Raw genomic sequence first — 22,999 nt, forward strand, 5'->3', positions numbered from 1 at the left:
GGCCCACGTGAACGTGCTGGACATCTTGTTGTTGGTCGCCGCCGTGTGGTTCGCGATCGTCGGCTACCGCCAGGGCTTCGTCGTCGGCATCCTGTCGGTGATCGGCTTCCTCGGCGGTGGCCTCGTCGCCGTGTCCTTGCTGCCGCTGATCTGGGACCGGGTGACGGACAACGGCACCCAGGTGTCCACGACGGTCGTGGTCATCGTCGTCGTCGTGATCATCGTCTGTGCCTCGATCGGCCAGGCCCTGACCACCCACCTCGGCAACCGGCTCCGCCGCCAGATCACCTGGTCGCCGGCGCGCATCATCGACGCGACCGGCGGCGCCCTGGTCAACGTGGTCGCGATGCTGCTGGTGGCCTGGCTGATCGGGCTGCTGGTGGCCCAGACGGCGCTGCCCACGCTGGGCAAGGAGGTGCGCAACTCCAAGGTGCTCCTCGGCGTGACGCGGGTGCTGCCCGACCGGGCGGACAGCTGGTTCTCGGATTTCACTTCCACCCTGGCGCGCAACGGCTTCCCGCAGGTGTTCACCCCGTTCTCGAACGAGCCCATCCCGGAGGTGCAGGCGCCGGACCCGGACCTCGTCGACAGCCCGGTCACCGAGCAGGCCAAGCGCTCGATCGTGAAGGTCGTCGGCACGGCGCCCAGCTGCAGCAAGGTGCTGGAGGGCACGGGCTTCGTCTTCGCGCCCGGCAAGGTGATGACCAACGCGCACGTCGTCGGCGGGGTCGGCGAGCCGACCGTGCAGATCGGCGGCGAGGGCAAGCTGTACGACGGCAAGGTCGTGCTCTACGACTGGGAGCGCGACATCGCAGTCCTGGACGTGCCCAAGCTGAAGGCGCCCGCGCTGGAGTTCACCGAGAAGGACGCGGTGAGCGGCAACGACGCGATCGTCGCCGGCTTCCCGGAGAACGGCGCGTACGACGTGCGCGCGGCCCGCGTCCGCGGGCGGATCAACGCCAACGGTCCGGACATCTACCACCGGGGCACCGTCCGACGGGACGTCTACTCGCTGTTCGCGACGGTCCGCCAGGGCAACTCCGGCGGCCCGCTGCTGACGCCCGACGGCAAGGTGTACGGGGTCGTCTTCGCGAAGTCCCTCGACGACCCGAACACCGGCTACGCGCTGACGGTGGACGAGATCCGCGACGACATCCGGATCGGCAAGACCGCCGACCGGCGTGTGGACAGCCAGGGCTGCGCCCTCTGACGCCGCGGACCCGCGGTCCCTCTACGTCCGTGGATGACGCAGGCGCGCCGAGACCCACAGGGCCCGGCGGCGCAGGATGCGCGGAATCCCGAGTCGGAGGTCGTGGCCGTGCCGGCCGGTCCTCTCGTGGGTGCCCGGCGCTGCGGCCGAGCGGTCTTCGTGTGCGGTGTCACCGTAGTCGTGCGTCCAGCCCATACTCCGAGCTGTGCCCGTGCCCCAAGGTCGGTAACCCCCTACGGGACGGCCAATTGGCCTATGCGCCAGGCAATTGAATGCTTGTCATACTGGTTATGCCGGTTATGTGAGACTCGGTCAGTGGTCAGCGGTCCGGCTCGGGGTCCTTGAGCCAGTTCACCAACTCGGTGGAGAAGGCCACCGGGTCCTCCTCGTGCGGGAAGTGCCCGAGACCGTCGAACAGCCGCCACCGGTACGGGGCTTCGACGTACTCCCCGGAACCGGCCGCGCTCCGCGTCCGCATCACCGGGTCGAGCGAGCCGTGCAGGTGCAGCGTCGGCACCCGCACCGGGCGCTTCATCCGCCGGTTGAACTGGAGCCCGTCGGGCCGCGCCATCGACCGCATCATCCAGCGGTACGGCTCCACCGAGCAGTGCGCGGTGGACGGGATGCACATGGCGCGCCGGTACACGGCGATGTCCTCGTCGGTGATGGACTCCTGGAGCCGGGGACCCGACCACTCCCGGATCAACTCCCCTACGAGCGCCCCGTCGTCGGCGACGAGCTGCCGCTCGGGGATGAACGGCCGCTGGAAGCCCCAGATGTGCGAACTGGCCCTGGTCTGCCCGAAGTCCGACAGCATTGCCGAACGCCAGCGGCGCGGGTGCGGCATCGAGGAGACGACGAGCCGGCGCACCAGCTTCGGCCGCATCACGGCCGCCGTCCAGGCGAGGTACCCGCCCAGGTCGTGCCCGACGAGGGCGGCGTCCGGCTCGCCCAGGGACCGCACGACCCCGGTGATGTCGAGCGCCAGGTTGGCGGGGTCGTAGCCGCGCGGGGTGCGGTCGCTGCCGCCCACCCCGCGCAGGTCCATCGCCACCGCCCGGTACCCGGCGTCCGCGAGCGCGGTCAGCTGGTGCCGCCAGGTCCACCAGAACTGCGGGAAGCCGTGCAGCAGCAGCACCAGAGGCCCGTCACCGACCTCGGCGACGTGGAAGCGGGCGCCGTTGGCGGCGACGTCCCGGTGCGTCACCGTTCTCCCGCCGGGGAGGTCGAGCCGTACCGCCGTGGCAGCAGTGGGAGGTGTGCTGGGGTCCGGCGTGGGCGCTGTCATGAGGACGAGCGTGCCACACCCACAGCCTGGTCACTCACCGCGCGCGGATGCGGCTTGACGGTTCCGAGGAGCGCGGAGGTCTGCTTGACGGCCTCGATGGTCTTCACCGGAGGCTTGACCTTCTTGAACTTGGCCCGGGCGATCAGCCCGATCACGCCCGCGAGCAGCCAGAACACGACGCCGACGATGAGGAAGGACCACGCGAGGCCGAGACCGAGATTGTGGATCCCGTACGCCGCGGCGAAGCTCAGCACCGGCAGGGAGAAGAGCACGAGCACCCCGGCGACGATCGCGGCACCGCTGCCGATGCCCGCGGCCTTGACGTCCTGCTTGATCTCCACCTTGGCGAGGGCGATCTCGTCGTGCACCAGGGCGGACATCTCGGCGGTGGCCGAGGCGACCAGCTGGCCCAGCGTGCGCTCGGCTCCCTGTGCCCCTTGGTCCACTGCGCTCATCGCTCTCTCCCTTTGTCGTCTGCTGCGTTGGCTGCGTCTGTCGCCGGCGGCTGTCCTCCGTCGTCAGTCAGATCATGCCGGACGGTCGGCCTCGTTGCTGGCCCCGGCTGCCGCTTGGGCCGCCGCTTCTGCCTTGCGGCGGTGCGCCGCGGCCCTGTCCTCGTAGATCTTCGCCATCCGCAGGTGGTACGCCGGGTTGTGCTCCTCGTAGATGTCCGGGATGCCGTCCTGGTCCTCGTCGCGCTCCTCGGCCTCGGTGAGCGCCTTGTACTTGCGGTCGCGGAGCTTGAGCAGGACGCAGGCGATGACCGCGGCGATGAGGGAGCCGATCAGGACGGCGGCCTTGATCTCGTCGGTGAGGACCGGGTCGCCGGCGAACGCGAGTTCGCCGATCAGCAGCGAGACGGTGAAGCCGATGCCGGCGAGGGAGGCCACGGCCAGTACGTCGGGCCAGGCGAGGTCCTCGTTCAGCTCGGCCTTGGTGAAGCGGGCGGCCAGCCAGGTGCCGCCGAAGATGCCCAGCGTCTTGCCGACGACCAGGCCGAGGACCACGCCGAGGGTCTCGGGGCGGGTGAAGACCTCGGCGATGGCCTCGTCGGAGAGGGAGACACCGGCGGAGAAGAGCGCGAAGAGCGGTACGGCGAGACCGGCCGAGATCGGCCGGACCAGGTGCTCGATGTGTTCGCCGGGGGAGTGCTGCTCGCCCTCCCTGGTGTGGCAGCGGAGCATCAGGCCCATCGCGACACCGGCGATGGTGGCGTGGACGCCGCTGTTGTACATCAGACCCCAGATGGCCAGGGCGAGCGGTACGTAGACGTACCAGCCGCGCACACCGCGGCGCAGCAGGAACCAGAAGAGGACCAGTCCGACGACCGCGCCGCCGAGCGCCAGGAAGTCGATCTGCTCGGTGAAGAACACCGCGATGATGATGATCGCGAAGAGGTCGTCGACGACGGCGAGGGTCAGCAGGAACGCGCGGAGCGCCGAGGGCAGCGAGGTGCCGATGACCGCGAGGACGGCGAGCGCGAAGGCGATGTCGGTGGCGGTGGGGACGGCCCAGCCGTCCATCGAGCCGCTGCCGAGGACGTTGACGAAGGCGTACACCCCGGCCGGGACGGCCATGCCGCAGATGGCGGCGATGACCGGGAGGGCTGCCGCCTTGGGGTCGCGCAGGTCGCCCGCTACCAGTTCGCGCTTGAGCTCGATGCCGGCCACGAAGAAGAAGATCGCGAGCAGCCCGTCGGCCGCCCAGTGCTGGATCGAGAGGTCCAGGCCGAGGGCGGCGGGGCCGATGTGGAAGTCCTTGACGGTCTTGTAGCTCTCCGCCAGGCCCGGGGTGTTCGCCCAGATCAGGGCGGCGATCGCGGCCACGAGGAGCAGCACACCGCCGACCGTCTCGGCGCGCAGGGCATCTGCGATGAAGCGCCGCTCGGGCAGCGAGAGCAGGCCGAGGAACTTGCGGCTCTGGTGATCGGTGCGGTCGGGCGTGGCCACAGCGGGGCACCTCCGGGGGTCGGTTGGACGGCATGGCGAAGCTCATTGCCGACCAGACTTCCCGGCGCACCCTGTGGTTTTTACGCTTTCAATATTTTACAGGGTGTACGCGAGGGCATATCCGGTGATCATCACCTTATGCGCGAAAGGGGCACCCGGCGCGGCGCGCAGGATGCCCCTTCGTGTCGTGTCTCAGTCCTCGCTGGAGGCGCTCGGCAGCTTGCTCTGGATCAGGCTCATCACCGAGGAGTCGGCCAGCGTGGTGACGTCACCGACGGCGCGGTTCTCGGCCACGTCGCGCAGCAGACGGCGCATGATCTTGCCGGAGCGGGTCTTCGGCAGCTCCTGGACCGGCAGGATCCGCTTCGGCTTGGCGATCGGGCCGAGGGTGGTGCCCACGTGGTTGCGCAGCTCCGCGACCAGGCCGTCGGTCTCCGAGGCGCTGCCCCGCAGGATCACGAAGGCCACGATGGCCTGACCGGTGGTCTCGTCGTTCGCGCCCACCACGGCCGCCTCGGCGACCGAGGGGTGCGAGACGAGCGCCGACTCGACCTCGGTGGTCGAGATGTTGTGGCCGGACACCAGCATCACGTCGTCCACCCGGCCGAGCAGCCAGATGTCGCCGTCCTCGTCCTTCTTGGCGCCGTCGCCCGCGAAGTACTTGCCCTCGAAGCGCGACCAGTAGGTGTCGATGAACCGCTGGTCGTCGCCCCAGATCGTGCGCAGCATCGACGGCCACGGCTCGGTGAGGACGAGGTAGCCGCCGCCGCCGTTCGGGACCTCGTGCGCCTCGTCGTCCACGACGGTGGCGGAGATCCCGGGCAGTGCGCGCTGCGCCGAGCCCGGCTTGGTCTCCGTGACGCCGGGCAGCGGGGAGATCATCATCGCGCCGGTCTCGGTCTGCCACCAGGTGTCCACGATCGGGCAGCGGTCGCCGCCGATGTGCTTGCGGTACCAGATCCAGGCCTCGGGGTTGATCGGCTCGCCGACCGAGCCCAGGACGCGCAGCCTCGACAGGTCGAACTTCGCGGGGATGTCGTCGCCCCACTTCATGAACGTACGGATGGCCGTGGGCGCCGTGTAGAGGATGGTGACGCCGTACTTCTGCACGACCTCCCAGAAGCGGCCCTGGTGCGGGGTGTCCGGCGTGCCCTCGTACATCACCTGGGTGGCGCCGTTCGCGAGCGGCCCGTAGACGATGTACGAATGCCCGGTCACCCAGCCGATGTCGGCGGTGCACCAGTAGACGTCGCTCTCCGGCTTCAGGTCGAAGACCGCGTGGTGGGTGTACGCGGCCTGCGTGAGGTAGCCGCCCGAGGTGTGCAGGATGCCCTTGGGCTTACCCGTGGTCCCCGAGGTGTAGAGGATGAACAGCGGGTGCTCGGCTTCGAAGGCCTGCGGGGTGTGCTCCGCGGACTGCCGGCCGACCAGGTCGTGCCACCAGAGGTCGCGGCCCTCGGTGAAGGCGGTGTCCTGGCCGGTGCGCCGCACCACGAGCACGTGCTCGACCTGCGGGCACTTGGCGACGGCCTCGTCGATCGCGGGCTTCAGGGCGGTCGCCTTGCCGCGGCGGTAGCCGCCGTCGGCGGTGATGACCAGCTTGGCGTCGGCGTCCTGGATGCGGGAGGCGACGGCGTCGGCGGAGAAGCCGCCGAAGACCACGGAGTGCGCGGCGCCGATCCGGGCGCACGCGAGCATCGCCACGACGGCCTCGGGGATCATCGGCAGGTAGACGGCGACGCGGTCGCCGGCCTGGACACCGAGTTCGGTCAGGGCGTTGGCGGCCTGCGAGACCTCGTCCTTGAGCTGGGCGTAGGTGATCGCCCGGCTGTCACCGGGCTCGCCCTCGAAGTGGATCGCGACGCGCTCGCCGTTGCCGGCCTCGACGTGGCGGTCCACGCAGTTGTAGGCGACGTTCAGCTTGCCGTCCGCGAACCACTTCGCGAAGGGCGGGTTGGTCCAGTCGAGCGTCTCGGTCGGCTCCGTGGCCCAGGTCAGCCGCCGGGCCTGCTCGGCCCAGAAGCCCAGCCGGTCCGCGTCGGCCTGTGCGTACGCAGCCTCTGTCACGTTGGCGGCGGCGGCCAGATCGGCGGGCGGTGCGAACCGCCGCTCCTCCTTGAGCAGATTGGCCAGGCTTTCATTGCTCACGAGATCTCCCTTTCCCAGGGTGTCCGTTGTGTCCCCGGGCATAGCTCATCAGTCGGTGGCCCGGGTGACAAGGGGTAACCGACAATTGGTTTAGACCTATTTCGCGTCGTGGTACCGCGAGGGAACGGCGCGCGAAGACCCCTTCCCGCTGCAGGGTGCGAGAAGGGGCCACACGATTGCACGGATACGGGAGGGTATCGGTTCAGATGCTGGTCCAGATGCCTGTTCAGGCGCTCTGCCCGACGCTGTCGAAGACCCGGCAGTCGAAGAAGTCCTCGCCCTCGGACAGCAGGTAGGCCTGTGCCTCACCCACGTGGAAGTACATCCCGTGCAGCTCCAGGGTCCCGTCGGCGAGCCGCCTGGCCACCGACTCGTGCGCCCTCAGGTGCTCCAACTGCTGAACCACATTGGTCAGGCACAGCTGCTCGACGGCGTCGGCCGGGAGCCGCCCGGCGATCCGGGCCCAGGCGTGGTGGCGGCTGGCCATCCGCTCCAGGCTGGGCAGCCCGTGCCGCAGCCAGCGGCGCAGCGGGGTCATCGGCTGCCCCGGAGCGGAGCTGAGCAGGGCCTGCATGGCCCCGCAGCCCGAGTGGCCGCACACGGTGATGCTGTCCACCTTGAGCACGTCCACGGCGTACTCGATGGCCGCCGCGACCGAGTCGTCCGTGGACTCCGCGCCGGGGAGCGGGACCAGGTTGCCGACGTTGCGGACGGTGAACAGGTCGCCGGGCCCGCTGGCCGTGATCATGCTGGTGACCAGGCGGGAGTCCGCGCACGTGAGGAAGAGCTGCGAGGGCCGCTGCCCCTCGCGGGCCAGCCGGGCCAGTTCGTCCCGTACGTGGGGCGCGGTATCGCGCTGGAAGGCGCTGATCCCATTGGCCAGTTGACCGGCTCCGCGCCGCCGGGGCCTCTTCGCCGTGGAGGCGGCCTCCAAGGCCTCGGCTGCCGCCTCCACGCCGCCGGGCTCGGGCGTACGGGGCTGCGCCGGCCGGTGGTCGCAGTGGTTCTGCCAGGGCGTCCAGGGCCGGCAGCACTGGTGCGTCCCGCGCTGCGGCGCACCCCGGTGCGGCTCGGCCGACCCGGCGCGGCCGGTGACCTTCAGCGAACCGCCGTGCGCCACATGGGCCTCCTGCCAGTCGTGCAGGGTCTCGTAGGCCGCGTGGTCCATGAACGAGCCGTCCAGCTCGATCACCGCCTGCCCGTCCTGCGGGATCTGGTTCAGGACCCGGCTCAGCCGCGGCACCGCCAGGAAGGTCAACTGCCCGCGCGCCCGCACCCGGTGGACTCCGCCGTCCAGCTGTTCCACCGTGATCCGGGTCCGGGCGAGGCGGTGCAGGGCCAGTGCGACGGCGACCGCGATCCCGATGGCCACACCCTCCAGGACCCCGCCGAACACCACGGCCGCGATGGTCGTCGCGTAGACCAGGGCCTCCCGGTGCCGCGTGACAGTGCGCAGGTGATTGATGCTGACCATCTGCACGCCCACCGCCATCACCAGCGCGGCCAGCGCGGCCAGCGGAATCAGGTCGAGGACCGGGACGAGCAGTGCAGCCGCCAGCAGCACCCAGAAGCCGTGCAGGATGGCCGACCTGCGGCTGACCGCGCCGGACTTGACGTTGGCCACGCTGCGGACGGCCACACCCGTGATGGGCAGACCGCCCAGCGCCCCGGAGACGATGTTCGCTGCGCCCTGCCCCCGCAGCTCCCTGTCGAGGTCGGCGCGCGGCGGGCGGTTGGCCGTCTGCCGCTCCGAGGCGATCACCTTGTCGGTGGCGACCGCGGACAGCAGGGACTCCACGCTGCCCACCAACGTGACGGTCAGTACGGCCGCGATGATGCCCAGGACCGGCCCCTCGGGCAGCTCCGGCAGGGCGTGGCTGCGCCAGGACGGGAGGTCCACCCGGGGCAGGCTGATCCCGGCCAGCGCGGCGAAGGCGGTGGCCGCGGCGACGGCGGCGAGGGCCGCCGGCACCTTGCGCAGGGCCCGGCCCGCCAGTCCGGGCAGCCGGGGCCAGCCGAGCAGGACGACCAGGGTCAGCGTGCTGACGCCGAGCGCGCCGGGGTGGAGGTCGGCCAACTGGCCCGGCAGCCCGAGGACGTTCGCCACGGCCGAGCTCTGCGGGGTGCCGCCGAGCACGATGTGCAGCTGGGCCAGTGCGATGGTCACGCCGATGCCCGCGAGCATGCCGTGCACGATGGCCGGGCTGACCATGAGCGCCGACCGGGCGGTCCGCAGCGCGGAGAGCGCGAGCTGGCAGCAGCCGGCTAGCACGGTGATGGCGCACGTGGTCCGCCACCCGTAGTGCTGGATCAACTCGGCGGTGACCACGGTGAGTCCGGCCGCAGGCCCGCTCACCTGGAGCGGGGCGCCGCCGAGCCGTCCGGCCACGATCCCCCCGACCGCCGCGGCGACCAGGCCCGCCTGGAGCGGGGCTCCGGTGGCCAGGGCGATGCCGAGCGAGAGCGGGAGGGCGATCAGGAAGACCGCGACGGAGGCGGAGAGGTCGGCGGGGACGTCTTTGGCGGTGGCAGTCATAAGGTCCCGTCTCCTCTGGTCTGGTCTGCTCTGGGGAGGGTGAAGCGGCGGGAGTTCCAACACTCAGTAAACGAACGGTAATGGAGAGTAAAGGGAAGTGATAGGTAATACGGGCAAATGGCCCATTAATTAGCACTCAAGGGTGATTGGGCTTTTTATCCGGCTTGTCACACCTTCTTCAAAGCAGACCGCATGGGACGTTGCGGCGCGGAAGTCCTGCGAGGGATGGATCTGCGAGGGAGAGGTGGGCGGATGATCGCCGCCACGAAGAAGATCGCCGGCGGCCTGGTCGCCACGGCTCTGGTCCTGGGGGTCGCCGGGTGCACCGCCTCGGAGCCCGCCAAGTCCCCGGCCGCGGGCCCTCAGAACGCCAGGAAGGGGGCAGCCGCCCCCGAGGCCCCGGGCAGCGTCAACCGGCCCATCGGAGACGGCTCGACCGCCTACACCGGCCCCCAGCCGAACGTGCGGAAGCCGCAGAAGCTGGGGCCCGGCGAAAAGCCGCCGCAGTTCGTGGTGTTCTCGTGGGACGGGGCCGGCGAGGACAGCCAGAAGCTCTTCTCGCACTTCCGTGAGGTCGGCAAGAAGCACAACGCCCGCATGACGTACTTCCTCAGCGGCGTGTACCTGCTCCCCGAGGAGAAGCGCTCCCTCTACACGGCCCCGCAGCACTCGCCCGGCCGCTCCGACATCGGCTTCGGCGACCTCCAGGGCATCAAGGACACCGCCACCCAGGTCCGTGCGGCCTGGCTGGAGGGCAACGAGATCGGCACCCACTTCAACGGCCACTTCTGCGGTCCGGACGGCGGCGTCGGCACCTGGTCCGTGGAGGAGTGGAAGAGCGAGATCAACCAGGCCAAGTCCTTCGTCAAGAACTGGAAGACCAACGCGGGCCTGAAGGCCATGGAGGCGCTCCCGTTCGACTACGACAAGGAGCTCATCGGCGCCCGCACCCCCTGCCTCGAAGGCCAGAAGAACTTCATGCTGGCCGCCAAGGACATGGGCTTCCGCTACGACTCCAGCGGCATCAGCAAGCAGATCTGGCCCAAGAAGACGGACGGCCTCTGGGACATCCCGCTCCAGCTCGTCCCCATGCCGGGCCGCGCCTTCGACACGCTGAGCATGGACTACAACTACATGGTCAACCAGTCCGGGACGACCTCGCAGGGCGACCCCTCACAGCACGCCTACTGGGGCGACCAGATGCGCGACGGCCTGCGCCAGGCCTTCGACCGCGTCTACCAGGGCAACCGCGCGCCGCTGATCATCGGCAACCACTTCGAGTCCTGGAACGGCGGCACCTACATGCGCGCCGTCGAGGAGTCCATCAAGACGATGTGCACCAAGCCCGAGGTCCGCTGCGTGCCGTTCCGTGAACTGGCGGACTGGCTGGACGCCCAGGACTCGAAGACCGTGGAGTGGATGCGCACCCTCGACGTCGGCGAGGCGCCGAAGGAGGGCTGGGCGAAGTTCCTGACCGCGGGGCCGCCGGCGAAGCCGGCCGCCCCCGCGGGCGTCAAGCCGGCTGCGGAGCCGGCTGATGCTGCTGGGGACGAGGGCTGAGGATCACGTCCCTGCCCGCCGCGTCCTCGCGGAGCACGAAATCGGGGTCGATCTGGTCCGCCAGGTCGACCCCGGTCTTGGCATTGCCCCAGCTCTCCGCGTTGCGGAGGTGGAAGCGCACCATCTGCTCGGTGTACCGGCCCCAGTCGCGGTGCGCGTAGGAGTCGTCGGCGGTGTCCTGCAGGGCCTGGAGGGCCAGCCGGTTGCTCGCCTCCAGCAGCTCGAAGGCGGCCGGGCGGCCCTTCTCCATCGCCCGCACCCAGTCGGAGTGCCCGACGGTGACCAGCAGGTCCTCGCCGGCCTCGTCCTGGAGGAACTCGATGTCCTCCGGCCCCTGCACCTTGTTGCCGATGACCTTCAGCGCGACCCCGAAGTCCCGTGCGTACTCCTTGTACTGGCGGTAGACGGAGACGCCCTTGCGGGTCGGCTCGGCGACCAGGAAGGTCACGTCGAAGCGGGTGAACATGCCCGAGGCGAAGGAGTCCGAGCCGGCCGTCATGTCGACGACCACGTACTCGTCCGGCCCGTCGACGAGGTGGTTGAGGCACAGCTCGACCGCTCCGACCTTGGAGTGGTAGCAGGCCACGCCCAGGTCGGCCTCGGTGAACGGTCCGGTGGCCATGAGCCGTACGGGCTCCCCGTCCAGCAGCAGCGTGCGCGCGCAGGCCCCGTACACCGGGTTGTCCTCGGTGACGCGCAACAGGCGCGAACCGCGGCCGGGCGGGGTGGTCTTGATCATCGTGTCGGCGGACGCGATGCGCGGGTTGGAACCCCGCAGGTACTCCTTGATCAGGGGCAGGTGCGCGCCCATGGCCGGCAGCCCGGCGGCCTCCTCCTCGCTGAGTCCGAGCGCGGTGCCCAGGTGCTGGTTGATGTCGGCGTCCACCGCGACGACGGGGGCTTCATTGGCGGCGAGGTGGCGGATGAAGAGGGAGGACAGGGTCGTCTTGCCGCTGCCGCCCTTTCCCACGAAAGCGATCTTCATGTTCACCAAGCGTAGTGGGTCGACAGCGGGGAGTTGTCAAGGTGAGTGAAGAAGACCACTCCAAGGAGGGGTCGGTGGTACGGGGGCGCAGTGCGTAGGCTCCTTACTTATGAGTAGCGCTGCTGACCCGCTGGCCGCACTGGCCGGGCTGCCGGGTGTCGCCGATTCCGTGGATTCCGTACGCAAGGCCGTGGACCGGGTCTACGGGCACCGTGTGATGCGCCGGCGGAGCGGAGAGATCACCTCGGAGGCCGCCCTGCGCGGCGCCCGCGCCAGTGCGGCGCTGTCCGGCGCCGACTGGGCGCTGGAGGAGGTGCGCCGCCGGACCGACTTCGGCTCGGAGCCGGAGGCCCGTACGGTCGGCGCCGCGCTGCGGCTCACCGCCGAGGCGGGGCAGCTGCTGAGCATCTGGCGCCAGTCGCCGCTGCGGGTCCTGGCGCGACTGCACCTGGTGGCGTCGGGGTCGACGGTGGAGGGCGACGTCGTGGGCCGCCCGCGGCTGGCGGGCGAGGCGGTGGACGAGCCCCTGGTGGAGCTGCCGCTGCCGAGCGCGGAGGAGGTCGCGGGGCGGCTCGACGGGCTGTCCCGCCTGGTCATCGCGGGCGGTTCCGCCCCGGCGCTGATCACGGCTGCGGTGGTGCACGGCGAGCTGCTGGCGCTGCGTCCCTTCGCCACTTACAACGGGCTGGTCGCGCGGGCCGCCGAGCGGATCGTCCTGATCAACAGCGGTCTGGACCCGAAGGCGATCTGCCCGGCGGAGGTCGGTCACGCGGAGCAGGGGCGCGATGCGTACCTGGCGGCCTTCGAGGGCTACGTCTCCGGCACGGCCGAGGGGATGGCCGCCTGGATCGCCCATTGCGGGCGGGCGGTCGAACTCGGTGTGCGCGAGTCGACGGCGGTGTGCGAGGCGCTGCAGCGGGGCGCGGCCTGAGGTTTTTTGCCCGGACATGGGTTGCGGCGACACCATACTGCTTTGGTGTCGCCGCTGGCATTTACGCCCAGTTACCAAGCGTCCTCGATAGTTGCCCATCAGGTCGGGAGCTTTGCCCGTTCCCTGGTGCGGCTGGCCCGTAATCGACGGGTCGACGTCGCGTGGGTGCTCGGCGTTCATGCTTCGGTCCGTGGGCCTTACTGCGTTTTAAAGATGATCCTCTCGGATGTTCTTTGGTCTCGCGGGCCGTTGCTTTATTTGTACTCCGCTTCGGTGCTATGCGAAACCCCTGGCTCCACTTTTTACTTTCCGGGGCGGGATCGGGCGAACCGGACGCCCCGTATCACCGCAGGTCAGGGCAATCAGGTGGATGCGGCGGCGGCGAGCGCGCTGGCCCGGCGGCGGCTCGCGTACCAGACCAGCCCGGCGGTGGCGGCCGCCGCCCCCACGGCGGCCGCGGCGACGAGCGCGGGCCGCGCGGGCATCGACAGTCCGGGCAGCCGCTGCTTGAGCCGCACGGGCCGGTCGAAGACCAGTACCGGCCATTCGCGGGCCAGTGCCTCGCGGCGCAGCGCCCGGTCGGGGTTGACGGCGTGCGGGTGGCCGACCGCCTCCAGCATCGGGATGTCGGTGGCCGAGTCGCTGTAGGCGTAGCAGCGGGCGAGGTCGTAGCCCTCGGACTCCGCCAGCTCGCGGACGGCCTCCGCCTTCGTGGGCCCGTACGCGTAGTACTCGATCTCCCCGGTGAAGCAGCCGTCCTCGCCCACGACCATGCGCGTGGCGACGACCCGGTCCGCGCCGAGCATCTCGCCGATCGGCTCGACCACTTCCGCGCCGGACGTGGAGACGATCACCACGTCCCGGCCCGCGGTGTGATGGGCCTCGATGAGGGAGGCGGCCTCGTCGTAGATGATCGGGTCGATGAGGTCGTGCAGGGCTTCCGCGACGATCTCCCGCACCTGCTGCACGTTCCAGCCCTTGCAGAGGCCGGACAGGTATTCGCGCATCCGCTCCATCTGGTCGTGGTCGGCGCCGCCGGCCAGGAAGATGAACTGCGTGTACGCGGTGCGCAGCACGGCGCGGCGGTTGATCAGTCCGCCCTGGTAGAAGGACTTGCTGAACGTCAAGGTGCTCGACTTCGCAATGACCGTCTTGTCCAGGTCGAAGAAGGCTGCGGTGCGAGGCGAGGAGTGCGGCAAGGGCTGATTTTCCACGCCCCGAGCATATGCGCCCACCATTCGGCGTAAGGTGTGGCGCGTGGGTTTGCCTGAGAGGGCTCTCGGGTACACCATGGAAGTCACGGATCGTTCGCGACCGTGCTAACCCGGTCTGGCTCCTCCCCCCCCGAGTCGGACCGTGGGGACGACCCCCGCTCTCCCCCCCGGCGGGGGTCGTCGCATGTCCGGACGCGGTTCGCGTCCCTGCCTTCGGCCCCAAGTGACCATCTCCCGGCCCTTCCTCTTGTGTGGGGCCGTGCGTGGCGAAGGCCCTCACCACGTCAGACTCGTGACGGTGCGTAGTGGTTCCGCCGCGCTCCGGAACTCACCTGTGAGGGTGACCGGGTTATTCACAATCGGTCCGCTGTCCACAGTTTTCGAGCAAGATCCACTTCTTTTTCCCGATCCCGCCACGGTGATTCCAGCCGCGAAGTCCGCGGTGCTGCATTTGTCGTGAGAAGGGGGCGGAGATCGTGGCTCGATCGAAGTCGTGTGAAACGCGGGCCGGGGATGCGGTGGAGGCTGTGGCCGGGGCTCCGGCCGGGGCCGGGTCGGGGAGCGTGGCCGGGGTGGCGCCGGCCGGCGGGCGACCGCTGATCATCACCGAGGATCCCCTGCTGCTGGACGACCTGTTGCGGCTGTGCGCCGCCGCGGGCGCCGAACCGCATGTGCACCACGCGGTGCCCGAGCAGAGTGCGGGGAGTGACGGCAGCGGTGGGAGTGGTGGGGGTGTCGGGTGGGAGTCCGCGCCGCTCGTGCTCGTCGGGGACGACGCCGCCCGGCGGGTGCGCGGGGCGCCCCGCAGGGGAGGGGTGTTCCTCGTCGGCCGGGAGCTGGACGACCCCCTCGTGTGGCAGCGGGCGGTGGAGATCGGAGCCGAGGAGGTGCTGCGGCTCCCCGATGCCGAGGGCCGGCTCGTCGACCGCATCGCCGATGTGGTGGAGGGAGCCGGTCGGCCAGCCCTCGCCGTCGGGGTGATCGGCGGCAGCGGCGGTGCGGGGGCCTCCACCCTCGCCTGCGCGCTCGCCCTGCGGGCGGCCCGCGCCGGGGAGCGGACCATCCTCATCGACGGGGACCCGCTGGGCGGGGGCATGGACGTGCTGCTCGGGGGCGAAGCCGCGGAGGGGCTGCGCTGGCCGGACTTCGCTGGCTCGCGGGGCCGCGTCGGCGCCGGAGCCCTGGAGGAGTCCCTGCCCGAACTGCACGCCCTGCGCGTGCTCAGCTGGGACCGCGGGGACCGGGTGGTGGTGCCGCCCGCCGCGATGCGGTCGGTGGTGGCCGCCGCCCGCCGCCGGGGCGGGGTCGTGGTGGTCGACCTCCCGCGGCGGGTCGACGAAGCCGTGGCCGAGGCGCTGGCCCAGCTCGACCTGGTGCTGATGGTGGTGCCGGGCGAGCTGCGGGCGGTGGCCGCGGCGGGCCGGGTGGCGGCCGGGGTACGGATGGCGGCCCGGGACGTACGCGTCGTCGTACGGGGCCGCTGCCCGGGCGGGCTCGATCCGGAGGCCGTGGCCGGGTTGCTGGGGGCGCCGCTGGCCGGCGAGGTGCCGGTCGAGGTGGGGCTGCCGGGGCGGGTGGCCGAGGGGGAACCGCCGGGTGCGCAGGGGCGCGGAGCGCTGGCCCGCTTCTGCGACGGCTTCTGGCAGCGCGCGCTCGGCCCCGCCCAGGGGGTGCCGGCATGAGCGCGGTGCTGCTGGAGGCGGTGCGCAGGCGGCTCGCGGAGAGCGGTGCGGAGCCGACCCCGGCGCGGGTGGCGGCCGCCCTGCGGGCGCAGGGCCGGCTGCTCGGGGACGCGGAAGTGCTCGGGGCGGCCGCCGAGTTGCGGTCCGAACTGGTCGGAGCCGGCCCGCTGGAGGCGCTGCTCGCCGACCCCGAGGTCACCGATGTGCTGGTGGCGGCGCCCGACCGGGTGTGGGTGGACCGCGGCGGCGGGCTGGAACTGACCGGGGTGACCTTCGCCGACGCGCAGGCCGTGCGCCGACTCGCCCAGCGGCTGGCCGCCGTCGCCGGGCGGCGCCTGGACGACGCCCGGCCCTGGGTGGACGCCCGGATGCCGGACGGCACCCGGCTGCATGCCGTCCTGCCCCCGGTGGCGGTCGGGTCGGCCTGCCTTTCGCTGCGGGTCGTGCGGCCGCGCGCTTTCACGCTGGAGGAGCTCGTCGCGGCGGGCACGCTGCCGCCCGGCGGGCACCGGCTGCTCCGGGCGATCGTCGACGCCCGGCTGTCGTTCCTCGTCTCCGGCGGTACCGGAACCGGCAAGACCACCCTGCTCAGCGCCCTGTTGGGGCTGGTCGGCCCGGGCGAGCGGATCGTGCTGGCCGAGGATTCGGCCGAGCTGCGCCCCGACCATCCGCATGTGGTGCGGCTGGAGACCCGGCCGGCCAACCAGGAGGGCGCGGGCCTGGTGACGCTGGCGGACCTGGTCCGGCAGGCGTTGCGGATGCGGCCCGACCGGCTGGTGGTCGGCGAGGTCCGGGGCGCCGAGGTGTCCGATCTGCTGGCCGCCTTGAACACGGGTCACGAAGGGGGCTGCGGCACGGTCCATGCCAATGCGGCAGCCCATGTCCCGGCCCGGCTGGAGGCCCTCGGGACGGCCGCCGGGCTCGACCGGGCCGCCCTGCACAGCCAGCTGGCGGCCGCGCTGAACCTGGTGGTCCACCTGGCCCGGGACCGGGCGGGGCGCCGCCGGGTGGCCGAGGTGCACGTCCTGGAGCGGGATGCCGCCGGGCTGGTGGTCACCGTACCGGCGCTGCGCTGGGCCGCGCGGGGCTTCGTACGGGAGCCGGGCTGGGAGCGGCTCGCGCCGCTGCTGCGGGGTGCGCGATGAGCGCCTGGGCGGGGTCGGCGCACCCGGTGCCGGTCTTCGCCGGGGTGGTGTGCGCGGGAGCGGCCGCCTGGGTGCTGGCCGGGGGCGACGGGGTCTCCCGGCGGGCCCGGCTGGTGCTCGCGGGCGGCGGGCCGATGGTGCGGGGCGGGCCGGTGCGCCGGGAGCGGTGGGTGCTCGCCGTGCGGCTGAGGGCGGCGCGCCGGCGGGAGTGGGGCTGCCTCGGGGCCGGTCTGCTGCTCGCGGTGCTCGGCGGATCGGTGCTGCCCCTGCTGGCGGGAGCGGCCGCGGTGCCGCTGGTGCGGCGGTGGCTGCGGGTCCGTGCCCGGGAGCGGGCCCGGGCGGCCCGGGCCGTGGAGGTGGCGGAGCTGTGCGGGGCGGTCGTGGGCGAACTGCGGGCGGGCGCCCAGCCCGGGCAGGCGCTGACCGCCGCCATACGGAGGACGGTGGCGGGCCCCGGCGGGCCGGGAGCGGCCGAGACGGGCGTGCTGGCCGCCGCGGCGTTCGGCGGGGACGTGCCCGGGGCGCTGCGCCTGGCGGCGCGGGAGCCCGGCGCGGAGGGGCTGGCCGGCATGGCGGCCTGCTGGCGGGTGTCGGTGGACGGCGGTGCGGGACTGGCCGCCGGGCTGGACCGGCTGGAGGGGGCCCTGCGCGCCGAGCGGGACCGACAGGAGTCGCTGCGGGCCCAGCTGGCGGGGGCGCGCTCGACGGCGGTGGTGCTCGCCCTGCTGCCGCTGGTGGGCCTGCTCATCGGCACCGGGCTGGGCGCGGATCCACTGCGCGTGCTGCTGCACACCCCGGTGGGGTGGGGCTGCCTGCTGGCGGGCGGGGTGCTGGAAGCGCTGGGCCTGCTGTGGTGCCGGCGGATCGTGCGGGCGGGGGAGCGGTGATGGGCGGCTTCGCGGTCCACAGGCTGGGGATGACGCTGTGCCTGGCGGTGGCGGCGCTGTGCGTGGCGTCGGCGGTGGTGGCGCGGATGCGGGCCCGGGCCGCCCGGCGCAGGATCGCGGTCCTGCTGGGGGCCGAGGCGGGTCCGGGCAGGCCGGTGCCGCCCTTCCCGATACGGGGGGTGGTGGCGGGCTGGGCCGGGCCGGCCGGGGCGCTGCTGGCGGGCTGGGTGCTCGTCGGCGGGGCGGTGGGGGCGGCCGTGGGAGCGCTGGCGGCCTTCGGGGTGCGGCGCTGGGCGGCCCGGCCGCGGCCCGCCTCCGGGGTGGATGTGCGAGAGGCGGAGCGTCAGCTGCCGTTCGCCGCCGACCTGTTGGCCGCCTGCCTGGCGGCGGGGGCCGGCCCGGTGGAGGCCGCGGAGGTCGTGGGGGACTCGCTGGGCGGGCCGTTGGGGGCTCGGCTGGCGAGGGCCGGTGCCGAGCTTCGGCTCGGCGGCGAACCGGGCGCCGGGTGGGGGAGGTTGGCGGAGATACCGGGTGCGCGGCCGCTCGCGGAGTGCCTGGAACGGGCTGCCCGTACGGGGGCGCCCGCGGCGGAGCCGGTCTCCCGCCTCGCCTCGCACCTCAGGGCGGACCGGGCCCGGCGGGCGGGAGCCCGCGCGCAGCGGGCTGCGGTTCTCGTCACCGCTCCGGTGGGGCTGTGTTTCCTCCCCGCATTTCTCGCGATCGGGGTCGCGCCGGTGGTGATCGGAATGGCCTCCGGTCTCCTCTCGAACAACTGACGCCACATTAACCACCCACATCAACAACGGAAATCAACAGGAGGTTGCCATGAGGATCATCTGGTTTCGTGTGCGGGCAGCACTGAGCGGTCGCGGAGGCGATGCGGGGATGTCCACTTCCGAATATGCCATGGGCACCATCGCGGCCTGTGCGTTCGCGGCGGTTCTGTACAAGGTGGTGACGAGTGAAGTCGTCTCCACGGCCCTTCAGTCGACCATCGGGAAGGCGCTCGATGTGCCGTTCTGAGGCGGAATCCCGAGCACCTCGCGAAAGGAGTGACCGCGGTTATGTGACCGCGGAGGCGGCTCTGGTGATCCCGGCCCTGGTGCTGTTCGCGGCGCTGCTGGTCTGGGCGCTGATGGCGGCCGCCGCGCAGATCCGGTGCGTGGACGCCGCCCGGGCCGGTGCCCGGGCGGCTGCCCGGTCGGAGCCGGCCGGGGTCGTGGTGGCTGCGGCCCGGGCGGCGGCTCCTTCGGGGGCGGAAGTGGAGCTGGAGCGGGTGGGCGACCTGTGGCGGGTGCGGGTGGCGGCGCGGGCACCGGGGCCGGGCGCGCTTCCGGTGCGCCTCGGTGCGCAGGCGGTGGCCCTGGCGGAGGACAGCGTGGGGCCGCCGCCGTGAGCCGGGACCGGGGTTCGGCGACGGTGTGGGCGGTGCTGATGGTCGCGGTGCTGGGCGCGGTGTTCGGCGGGGTGCTGCTGCTGGGGCAGGCCGTCGTGGCCCGCCACCGGGCGGCGGCCGCGGCGGACCTGGCGGCCCTCGCGGCCGCGGTGAGCTGGGCCCACGGCCCGGACACGGCCTGTGCGGCGGCGATACGGGTGGCCGGGGCGCAGGGTGCGCGGCTGTCCGGCTGCGTCCTGGAGGGCGAGGTCGCGGAGGTCACCGCCAGGGTGGCGGCCGGCCCCTTCGATCCCGCGGTCCGGGCCTGGGCGGGCCCCCCGCCGGAGCCCTCCGGGCCGGTCGCCGCGCCGGGCGGCGCGGGTCCGGCCCGGCAGGACCCGGGACGCCCGGTCCCGGCCCCGGAGGCGCCCCGCTGAGGGCCGCCAGGGCGGCCCCCGGCCCCGCCCGGGCCCCGGTCAGTGCTCGGGGGCCGCGGCCGGTGGGGCTTCGGAGAGGAGGCGGGTGAGGAGGCGGATGGCGCCGCGTTTGTGGAGGGGGTCGTTGCCGTTGCCGCACTTGGGGGACTGGATGCAGGAGGGGCAGCCGGCCTCGCACTCGCAGGCGGCGATCGCGTCGCGGGTCGCCGTCAGCCAGGCGCGGGCCGTGTGGAAGGCGCGCTCCGCGAAGCCGGCGCCGCCGGGGTGGCCGTCGTAGACGAAGACCGTGGGAAGGAGGGTGTCGGGATGCAGCGGCACGGAGACGCCGCCGATGTCCCAGCGGTCGCAGGTGGCGAACAGCGGGAGCAGGCCGATGGAGGCGTGCTCGGCGGCGTGCAGGGCGCCGCCGAGGATCTCCGGGTTGATCCGTGCCTCGTCGAGCTGGTCCTCGGTGACCGTCCACCACACGGCCCTGGTGCGCAGGGTGCGGGGCGGCAGGTCGAGTTTGGCCTCGCCCAGCACCTCGCCGGTGATCAGTTTGCGCCGCAGGTAGGAGACGACCTGGTTGGTGACCTCGACGGAGCCGTAGCAGAGCCGCCCCGCCCCCCAGGGGACCTCGGTCTCGGTGTCCAGGATGGAGATGGAGGTGGTGTCGCGGGCGGTGGTGGAGAAGGGCGGGTCGGCCTCCTCGACGAGCGCCGCGGAGTCCTCCAGGTCCAGGTGCTTCACCAGGTACGTGCGGCCCTGGTGGAGGTGGACGGCCCCGTCGTGGACGGCGGTGTGCGCGGCCGATTCGTCGACCGTGCCCAGCAGCCGCCCGGTCGAGGCCTCGACGATCTGCACGGGGCGGCCGCCCCCGCCCCGGATGTCGGTCAGGTCGGAGGCCCGCTCCCGCCGGGTCCAGTGCCAGGCCGTCGCCCGCCGGCGCAGCAGCTTCGCCGCTTCGAGCTGGGGGAGCAGGTCGTGGGTGGCGGGGCCGAACAGCTCCAGGTCGGCGTCGGTCAGGGGCAGCTCGGCCGCGGCCGCGCAGAGGTGGGGCGCGAGGACGTACGGGTTGTCCGGGTCCAGGACGGTGGCCTCCACCGGCTGCCGGAACAGGGCCTCGGGGTGGTGGACGAGGTAGGTGTCCAGCGGGTCGTCGCGGGCGATCAGCACGGCCAGGGCGCCCTGGCCCGAGCGCCCGGCCCGGCCGGCCTGCTGCCACAGGGAGGCCCGGGTGCCCGGGTAGCCCGTGATCAGGACGGCGTCCAGGCCCGAGACGTCCACGCCCAGCTCCAGGGCGGTCGTGGCGGCCAGGCCCAGCAGCTCGCCGGAGTGCAGGGCCCGCTCCAGGGCCCGGCGCTCCTCCGGCAGGTATCCGCCACGGTAGGCGGCCACCCGCCGGGGCAGGGACCGGTCCACCGCCGCGAGCCGTTCCTGGGCGATGACGGAGATCAGCTCGGCGCCGCGCCGGGAGCGCACGAAGGCGACCGTGCGGACCCCCTGGACGACCAGGTCGGTCAGCAGGTCGGCGGTCTCGGCCGTGGCCGTACGGCGTACGGGCGCGCCCTTCTCGCCCCGCAGCTCGGTGAGCAGCGGCGGCTCCCACAGGGCGAAGACGACCTCGCCGCGCGGGGAGGCGTCGTCGGTGATCTCCGTCACCGGCACCCCGGTCAGCCGGGACGCGGCGGTCGCCGGGTCGCTCGCGGTGGCGGAGGCCAGCAGGAAGACCGGTTCGGAGCCGTAGTGGGCGCACAGCCGCCGCAGCCGGCGCAGCACCTGTGCCACGTGGGAGCCGAAGACCCCGCGGTAGGTGTGGCACTCGTCGATCACCACGTAGCGCAGGGCCCGCAGGAAGGAGGACCAGCGCGGGTGGGCCGGGAGGATCCCGCGGTGCAGCATGTCGGGGTTGGTCAGGACGTAGTTGGCGTACTGGCGCACCCATTCGCGTTCCTCGACGGGGGTGTCCCCGTCGTAGACCGCGGGCCGGACGGCGTTGCCGAGGGGGGCCGCGAGTTCCCGTACGGCCCGCCGCTGGTCGGCCGCGAGGGCCTTCGTGGGGGCCAGGTACAGGGCGGTCGCGCCCCGCCCGTTCGGCGCCTCGGCGCCGTCCGCGAGGGCGGAGAGCACGGGGGCGAGGTAGGCCAGAGACTTGCCCGAGGCGGTGCCGGTGGCGACGACCACCGATTCGCCGTCGAGGGCGTGCTCGGCGACCGCGGCCTGGTGTTCCCACGGGTGTTCGATCCCGGCGGCCTGGATGGCGGCTACTACATCCGTTCGGATGCGGTCGGGCCAGACGGCATGACGGCCCTCCCGAGGGGGCAAGTGCTCCGTATGGGTGATGCGCGCAGCCCGGGAAGGCCCCCGGGACAGCCGGTCGAGGACCGTGCCGGGAGTGGGTCGGGCGTCCGCGAGTGGCGTGGGCCGCTTGGGGCGGTGAGTATTGGCCATTGGAACCGAGTGTGTCATCGGCGTGCGGGACAATGGTCCGAAGGCGTCGTGCGCGCCTGCCGGTAAGTGGTTGAATGCCATCGCGGCAGCCAATCCCTCCCCTACCTTCGGGTGGGGAGGCCCCTGGGGGGCGCCGCTCGATAGCAAGGTGCTGGAGGATCCGTGGACCTGTCCCTGTCGACTCGCACTGTCGGCGACCGTACGGTCGTCGAGGTCGGTGGCGAGATTGATGTGTATACCGCGCCCAAGCTGCGCGAGCAGTTGGTCGAGTTGGTGAACGACGGCAGCTACCACCTGGTTGTCGACATGGAGCGAGTGGACTTCCTCGACTCCACCGGACTTGGTGTGCTCGTGGGAGGCCTCAAGCGCGTCCGCGCGCACGAGGGTTCGCTGCGCCTGGTGTGCAACCAGGAGCGCATCCTGAAGATCTTCCGCATCACCGGTCTGACCAAGGTGTTCCCGATCCACACCACCGTGGAAGACGCCGTCAACGCCACCGACTGACGGCTCCGGGCCGCCTGCGGGACGCCTTGGGCGCCCTTTCGGGCGGCGAGGAGCCGACGAGGAGAACGGGGGTGCCGGGCCACGGTTGGCCCGGGCCCCTGTCAAGGCACGCCCGTAGTCCGAGGGGGACGCGCATGGCCACCGTTGAACTGCGCTTCAGCGCCCAGCCCGAACACGTCCGCACGGCCCGCCTGGTCGCGGCCGCCGTGGCGCGCCGGGCCGGAGTGGAGGAAGCCGTCCTCGACGAGGTCCGCCTCGCCGTGGGCGAGGCCTGCTCGCGTGCCGTCGGACTGCACCGCAGCAACGGGCTGACCGCGCCCGTCCGGGTCGTGCTGACCGAGGAGGAGAAGGTGTTCTCCATCGAGGTCGGCGACGAGGTCCCCGGACCGGGCGGCGGCCCGGACGCCGCCGTGCCCGGCATCGAGGCCGCCCTGGAGTCGGACCTGGACGGCGAGGACGAGATGGGCCTCGCCGTGATCAGCGGGCTCGTCGACGACGTCGAGGTGACCACCGGGGAGTCGGGCGGCACCATCCGGATGAGCTGGCCCGTGGCCGGCGTCTCCGATCTGCCCTAGATCCACTGGATCCACGGATCCGGGCGAGGCGGGCGCACATTCGGTCCTATCTTCTGATCTTTATCAAGGCCCTGCTGAGCAGGGCCTTTTTCATGCCCTCTAGATCAATGACCAGGCGTCAATGCCTTTGCCCCATTACCGCT

At 72.3% G+C, this 22,999-nt stretch carries 20 protein-coding genes; 12 read left to right on the top strand and 8 right to left on the bottom strand.

Features of this window, described 5'->3' with window-relative positions; genetic code table 11:
- The first annotated feature begins 7 nt into the window (after nt 1-7).
- Entirely contained in the window at nt 8-1,210 is a 1,203-nt protein-coding gene (locus AB0O21_RS02180; RefSeq protein ID WP_365165068.1) for a MarP family serine protease, read from the top strand.
- Between the two features lie 319 nt (nt 1,211-1,529).
- On the opposite strand, the gene AB0O21_RS02185 is transcribed toward AB0O21_RS02180, so the two are convergent.
- The 5 genes from AB0O21_RS02185 to AB0O21_RS02205 all read right to left on the bottom strand — a co-directional run bounded on the left by AB0O21_RS02185 (nt 1,530) and on the right by AB0O21_RS02205 (nt 9,131).
- On the bottom strand, nt 1,530-2,498 hold the full coding sequence (locus AB0O21_RS02185; RefSeq protein ID WP_365165071.1) for an alpha/beta hydrolase: 969 nt from the start codon (nt 2,496-2,498) through the stop codon (nt 1,530-1,532).
- On the bottom strand, nt 2,495-2,953 hold the full coding sequence (locus tag AB0O21_RS02190; protein WP_365165073.1) for a phage holin family protein: 459 nt from the start codon (nt 2,951-2,953) through the stop codon (nt 2,495-2,497). Before AB0O21_RS02190 ends, AB0O21_RS02185 begins: the two co-directional genes overlap by 4 nt.
- A 72-nt stretch (nt 2,954-3,025) precedes the next feature.
- Nucleotides 3,026-4,447: a Na+/H+ antiporter NhaA gene (gene nhaA, locus AB0O21_RS02195; RefSeq protein ID WP_365165075.1), complete on the bottom strand. Its 1,422-nt coding sequence runs from the start codon at nt 4,445-4,447 to the stop codon at nt 3,026-3,028.
- Between the two features lie 192 nt (nt 4,448-4,639).
- Nucleotides 4,640-6,637 carry an acetate--CoA ligase gene (gene acs, locus AB0O21_RS02200; RefSeq protein WP_365165077.1) on the bottom strand — a complete coding sequence of 666 codons (1,998 nt, stop codon included), beginning with the start codon at nt 6,635-6,637 and terminating at the stop codon, nt 4,640-4,642.
- 184 nt (nt 6,638-6,821) lie between these two features.
- The gene (locus AB0O21_RS02205; RefSeq protein WP_365165079.1) at nt 6,822-9,131 is read right to left on the bottom strand and encodes a SulP family inorganic anion transporter; all 2,310 of its coding nucleotides are present in this window, start codon (nt 9,129-9,131) and stop codon (nt 6,822-6,824) included.
- A 252-nt stretch (nt 9,132-9,383) separates the two neighbouring features.
- On the opposite strand from AB0O21_RS02205, the gene AB0O21_RS02210 reads away from it, so the two are divergent.
- A complete protein-coding gene (locus AB0O21_RS02210) occupies nt 9,384-10,691 on the top strand; it encodes a hypothetical protein (protein WP_365165081.1) in 1,308 nt (435 codons plus the stop codon).
- Here the strand turns inward: AB0O21_RS02210 and AB0O21_RS02215 are convergent.
- On the bottom strand, nt 10,645-11,676 hold the full coding sequence (locus AB0O21_RS02215) for an ATP-binding protein (protein ID WP_365165084.1): 1,032 nt from the start codon (nt 11,674-11,676) through the stop codon (nt 10,645-10,647). The genes AB0O21_RS02210 and AB0O21_RS02215 overlap by 47 nt on opposite strands.
- 109 nt (nt 11,677-11,785) lie before the next feature.
- Here AB0O21_RS02215 and AB0O21_RS02220 point away from each other — a divergent pair, with 109 nt between their 5' ends.
- Complete coding sequence (locus AB0O21_RS02220; protein ID WP_365165087.1) at nt 11,786-12,607, top strand: oxidoreductase; 822 nt, start codon at nt 11,786-11,788, stop codon at nt 12,605-12,607.
- A 362-nt stretch (nt 12,608-12,969) separates the two neighbouring features.
- Here the strand turns inward: AB0O21_RS02220 and AB0O21_RS02225 are convergent, their stop codons facing one another.
- Complete coding sequence (locus AB0O21_RS02225) at nt 12,970-13,845, bottom strand: HAD-IB family hydrolase (protein ID WP_365165090.1); 876 nt, start codon at nt 13,843-13,845, stop codon at nt 12,970-12,972.
- A gap of 539 nt (nt 13,846-14,384) precedes the next feature.
- Here AB0O21_RS02225 and ssd point away from each other — a divergent pair.
- From ssd to AB0O21_RS02260, 7 genes are read left to right on the top strand one after another with little or no spacing between them, the layout of a single operon-like run.
- Nucleotides 14,385-15,503 (top strand): septum site-determining protein Ssd, encoded by a 1,119-nt coding sequence (gene ssd / locus AB0O21_RS02230; RefSeq protein WP_365165443.1) that lies wholly within the window; start codon nt 14,385-14,387, stop codon nt 15,501-15,503.
- The gene (locus tag AB0O21_RS02235) at nt 15,500-16,648 is read left to right on the top strand and encodes a TadA family conjugal transfer-associated ATPase (RefSeq protein ID WP_365165093.1); all 1,149 of its coding nucleotides are present in this window, start codon (nt 15,500-15,502) and stop codon (nt 16,646-16,648) included. Before ssd ends, AB0O21_RS02235 begins: the two co-directional genes overlap by 4 nt.
- Nucleotides 16,645-17,535, top strand: a complete 891-nt coding sequence (locus AB0O21_RS02240; RefSeq protein ID WP_365165095.1) for a type II secretion system F family protein — start codon at nt 16,645-16,647, stop codon at nt 17,533-17,535. The genes AB0O21_RS02235 and AB0O21_RS02240 overlap by 4 nt, the downstream gene beginning before the upstream one ends.
- Nucleotides 17,535-18,311: a type II secretion system F family protein gene (locus AB0O21_RS02245; protein ID WP_365165097.1), complete on the top strand. Its 777-nt coding sequence runs from the start codon at nt 17,535-17,537 to the stop codon at nt 18,309-18,311. Before AB0O21_RS02240 ends, AB0O21_RS02245 begins: the two co-directional genes overlap by 1 nt.
- Nucleotides 18,312-18,360: 49 nt before the next feature.
- Nucleotides 18,361-18,558, top strand: coding sequence for a DUF4244 domain-containing protein (locus tag AB0O21_RS02250; RefSeq protein ID WP_365165100.1), 198 nt, complete (start codon nt 18,361-18,363; stop codon nt 18,556-18,558).
- Nucleotides 18,545-18,931 carry a TadE family type IV pilus minor pilin gene (locus tag AB0O21_RS02255; RefSeq protein WP_365165102.1) on the top strand — a complete coding sequence of 129 codons (387 nt, stop codon included), beginning with the start codon at nt 18,545-18,547 and terminating at the stop codon, nt 18,929-18,931. The genes AB0O21_RS02250 and AB0O21_RS02255 overlap by 14 nt, the downstream gene beginning before the upstream one ends.
- A complete protein-coding gene (locus AB0O21_RS02260) occupies nt 18,928-19,347 on the top strand; it encodes an Rv3654c family TadE-like protein (protein ID WP_365165105.1) in 420 nt (139 codons plus the stop codon). The genes AB0O21_RS02255 and AB0O21_RS02260 overlap by 4 nt, the downstream gene beginning before the upstream one ends.
- Nucleotides 19,348-19,386: 39 nt before the next feature.
- On the opposite strand, the gene AB0O21_RS02265 is transcribed toward AB0O21_RS02260, so the two are convergent.
- On the bottom strand, nt 19,387-21,858 hold the full coding sequence (locus tag AB0O21_RS02265) for a DEAD/DEAH box helicase (protein WP_365165107.1): 2,472 nt from the start codon (nt 21,856-21,858) through the stop codon (nt 19,387-19,389).
- An 81-nt stretch (nt 21,859-21,939) separates the two neighbouring features.
- Between AB0O21_RS02265 and bldG the strand changes: the two genes are divergently transcribed.
- Nucleotides 21,940-22,281: an anti-sigma factor antagonist BldG gene (bldG, locus tag AB0O21_RS02270; protein WP_008743037.1), complete on the top strand. Its 342-nt coding sequence runs from the start codon at nt 21,940-21,942 to the stop codon at nt 22,279-22,281.
- A gap of 134 nt (nt 22,282-22,415) precedes the next feature.
- Nucleotides 22,416-22,856: an ATP-binding protein gene (locus AB0O21_RS02275; RefSeq protein ID WP_365165110.1), complete on the top strand. Its 441-nt coding sequence runs from the start codon at nt 22,416-22,418 to the stop codon at nt 22,854-22,856.
- Nucleotides 22,857-22,999: the final 143 nt, after the last annotated feature.

Origin of the sequence: Streptomyces sp. NPDC091371 (genome assembly GCF_040684275.1) — a bacterium.
GTDB lineage: Bacteria > Actinomycetota > Actinomycetes > Streptomycetales > Streptomycetaceae > Streptomyces.

What these genes read in the sequence shown, in the direction of transcription:
- AB0O21_RS02185 (WP_365165071.1), bottom strand. Translation starts at nt 2,498, where the DNA reads ATGACAGCGCCCACGCCGGACCCCAGCACACCTCCCACTGCTGCCACG.
- AB0O21_RS02190 (WP_365165073.1), bottom strand. Translation starts at nt 2,953, where the DNA reads ATGAGCGCAGTGGACCAAGGGGCACAGGGAGCCGAGCGCACGCTGGGC.
- acs (WP_365165077.1), bottom strand. Translation starts at nt 6,637, where the DNA reads ATGCCCGGGGACACAACGGACACCCTGGGAAAGGGAGATCTCGTGAGC.
- AB0O21_RS02205 (WP_365165079.1), bottom strand. Translation starts at nt 9,131, where the DNA reads ATGACTGCCACCGCCAAAGACGTCCCCGCCGACCTCTCCGCCTCCGTC.
- AB0O21_RS02210 (WP_365165081.1), top strand. Translation starts at nt 9,384, where the DNA reads ATGATCGCCGCCACGAAGAAGATCGCCGGCGGCCTGGTCGCCACGGCT.
- AB0O21_RS02215 (WP_365165084.1), bottom strand. Translation starts at nt 11,676, where the DNA reads ATGAAGATCGCTTTCGTGGGAAAGGGCGGCAGCGGCAAGACGACCCTG.
- AB0O21_RS02220 (WP_365165087.1), top strand. Translation starts at nt 11,786, where the DNA reads ATGAGTAGCGCTGCTGACCCGCTGGCCGCACTGGCCGGGCTGCCGGGT.
- AB0O21_RS02225 (WP_365165090.1), bottom strand. Translation starts at nt 13,845, where the DNA reads ATGGTGGGCGCATATGCTCGGGGCGTGGAAAATCAGCCCTTGCCGCAC.
- AB0O21_RS02235 (WP_365165093.1), top strand. Translation starts at nt 15,500, where the DNA reads ATGAGCGCGGTGCTGCTGGAGGCGGTGCGCAGGCGGCTCGCGGAGAGC.
- AB0O21_RS02240 (WP_365165095.1), top strand. Translation starts at nt 16,645, where the DNA reads ATGAGCGCCTGGGCGGGGTCGGCGCACCCGGTGCCGGTCTTCGCCGGG.
- AB0O21_RS02245 (WP_365165097.1), top strand. Translation starts at nt 17,535, where the DNA reads ATGGGCGGCTTCGCGGTCCACAGGCTGGGGATGACGCTGTGCCTGGCG.
- AB0O21_RS02250 (WP_365165100.1), top strand. Translation starts at nt 18,361, where the DNA reads ATGAGGATCATCTGGTTTCGTGTGCGGGCAGCACTGAGCGGTCGCGGA.
- AB0O21_RS02255 (WP_365165102.1), top strand. Translation starts at nt 18,545, where the DNA reads ATGTGCCGTTCTGAGGCGGAATCCCGAGCACCTCGCGAAAGGAGTGAC.
- AB0O21_RS02265 (WP_365165107.1), bottom strand. Translation starts at nt 21,858, where the DNA reads ATGGCATTCAACCACTTACCGGCAGGCGCGCACGACGCCTTCGGACCA.
- AB0O21_RS02275 (WP_365165110.1), top strand. Translation starts at nt 22,416, where the DNA reads ATGGCCACCGTTGAACTGCGCTTCAGCGCCCAGCCCGAACACGTCCGC.